The organism is Inquilinus limosus MP06 (assembly GCF_000767795.1).
GTDB classification, from domain to species: Bacteria; Pseudomonadota; Alphaproteobacteria; order DSM-16000; family Inquilinaceae; genus Inquilinus; species Inquilinus limosus_E.
In genome coordinates, this window is sequence record NZ_JANX01000793.1 from 1 (window position 1) to 2,178 (window position 2,178).

The window sequence follows — 2,178 nt, forward strand, 5'->3', positions numbered from 1 at the left end:
CCCGACAGCCGCTCCCGCCAGAACCGCTCATCCGCCGCCTGGTCCCGCCGGCCCAGCCAGGCGATGTAGTCCCGGTACCGCCCCGCCGGCAGCGCCGGCGTCGCGCCGTGATACCGCGTCAGCACCTCGCCGATCAGCCGCGACGTGCTCCAGCCGTCCAGCAGCAGATGGTGGCTGGTCAGGATCAGCCCGTGCCGGTCTTCCGCCGTCCGCACCAAGAGCACTCGCAGCAGCGGCGGCGCAGCAAGGTCCAAGCCCCGCGACCGGTCCGACGCCGCCAGATCCGCCAGCGCCCGGTCCAGATCCGGCTTGCCCCGCCAGTCCAGCTGCTCCACCGGCGACGGCACCCGCCGCCGCACCAGCTGCAGCGGCCTGTCGTCCTGGCCCAGGAAGCCGGTGCGCAGGATGGCGTGCGCTTCCACCGCCGCCTCCCAGGCCCGGGCGAAGCGGCCGGCATCGAGCCCGTCCACATCCACCCGGATCTGGGTCACATACAGCTCCGGCGCCTGCAGGCTGTGGAACAGCATCCCCTGCTGCATCGGCGACAGCGGGTACAGGTCTTCGATCTCCGCCGCCGGCACCGGCAGGGCATCCAGCTCCGCCTGGCTCAGGCCCGCCAGGGGCACGTCCGACGGCGTCAGCCCGCCCGCACCCGGCGCGCTGCACAGCTTGACCAGCGCCTCCAGCTCGGCGGCGAAGGCCTGGGCCAGCCGCTCGATCGTGCCGGCGTCGTGCCGGGCGGCGCTGAACAGCCAGGACAGGCCCAGCACGCCCTCGGCCACCTGCCCGTTCACCACCAGCTCCGCCCCGAGCGGCGAGCCCTCCGACTGGTCCCGGCCCGTGCTCTCCCGCGCCAGGGCGAAGGCGCCTGCCGTCACCCCGTCGAACCGCCCCAGATAGTTGAACGTCACCGCAGGCCAGGACCCCGCGGACAGCGCCGCCTGCGCCTCCGGCGAACCCATGTATCGCAGCACGCCATAGCCCAGGCCACGCTTCGGCACCGCCCGCAGCTGCTCCTTCACCGCCTTGAGCGAGGCTTCCAGGTCTTCCGCCGGCGTCAGCCGAACCGGGTACAGGCTGGTGAACCAGCCCACGGTCCGGCTCAGGTCGAGCCCGCCCAGCTCCTCCCGGCCATGGCCTTCCAGCGCCACCAGCGCCGAGCCCTGCCCGCTCTGCCGGCACAGCGCCCGCGCCAGCGCCGTCAGCAGCAGGTCCTCCACCCCGGCCCGCCACGCCCGCCCCGCCGTCACCAGCCGTTCGGTCAGCGCCGCATCGAAGCGCTGCCGGTGCTCGGCACGCTCGCCCACCGTGTTCGCGCTCTCGGGCCGCGCCACCGGGAACCCGGACGGGCCGTCCAGCACACCCCGCCAGTAGGGCAGCTCGGTCTGCAGCTCCGGGCTCTCGGCATGGGCCTGCAGGGCCTTGCCCCAGGCGCCGTAGCTGGCGCTGGTCTCCGGCAGGGCGATGGCCTCTCCGGCCACAGCCTGGCCATAGGCCGTCTGCAGATCCTCCAGCAGGATCCGCCACGACACGCCGTCCACCACCAGGTGGTGGATCACCAGCAAGAGCCGCTGCGCGCCGTCCCAACGATCGACCAGCACCGCCCGCAGCAGCGGGCCTTCGGCCAGGTCCAGGCTGCGCTGGGCCGCCTCCGCCACCGCCAGCTGCGCCGCATCGTCGGCGACGCTGCGCAGCCACAGCCAGTCCTGCTCCGCCGGATCGGCATAGGCCTGGCTCCAGGCGCCGTCCCGGCCCTGCCCGAAGCGCAGCCGCAGCGCATCGTGATGCGCCACTACCGCCGCGATCGCCCGGCGCAGGGCCTCGGCCTCCATCCGCTCCCGCGGCGCCAGCAGCACCGATTGGTTCCAGTGCTGCCGCCCCGGGATCTCCGCCCCGAAGAACCAGCGCTGGATCGGCAGCAAAGGCGCCTCGCCGATGGCTTCGTCCCGGACGGCCACCGCCTCACGCCCCGCCACTGCCGCCAGCCCGCGCACCGTCTGGTGCTCGAACAGCTGCCGCGGCGTCAGCACCAGCCCCGCCCGACGCGCCCGCGACACCACCTGCAGCGACAGGATCGAATCCCCGCCCAGCTCGAAGAAATTGTCGTCCCGGCCCACCGCACCCAGGCCCAGAACCTCCGACCAGATCCCGGCCAGCGCCTGCTCCGCCTCGCCCTCC

Annotated in this window: 1 protein-coding gene; it reads right to left on the reverse strand. The window is 74.0% G+C overall.

Annotated features, from left to right (window positions below; genetic code table 11):
• Positions 1-2,178, reverse strand: a 2,178-nt coding sequence (locus tag P409_RS32440) for a condensation domain-containing protein (protein ID WP_034848338.1), incomplete at both ends; no start/stop codon positions are given.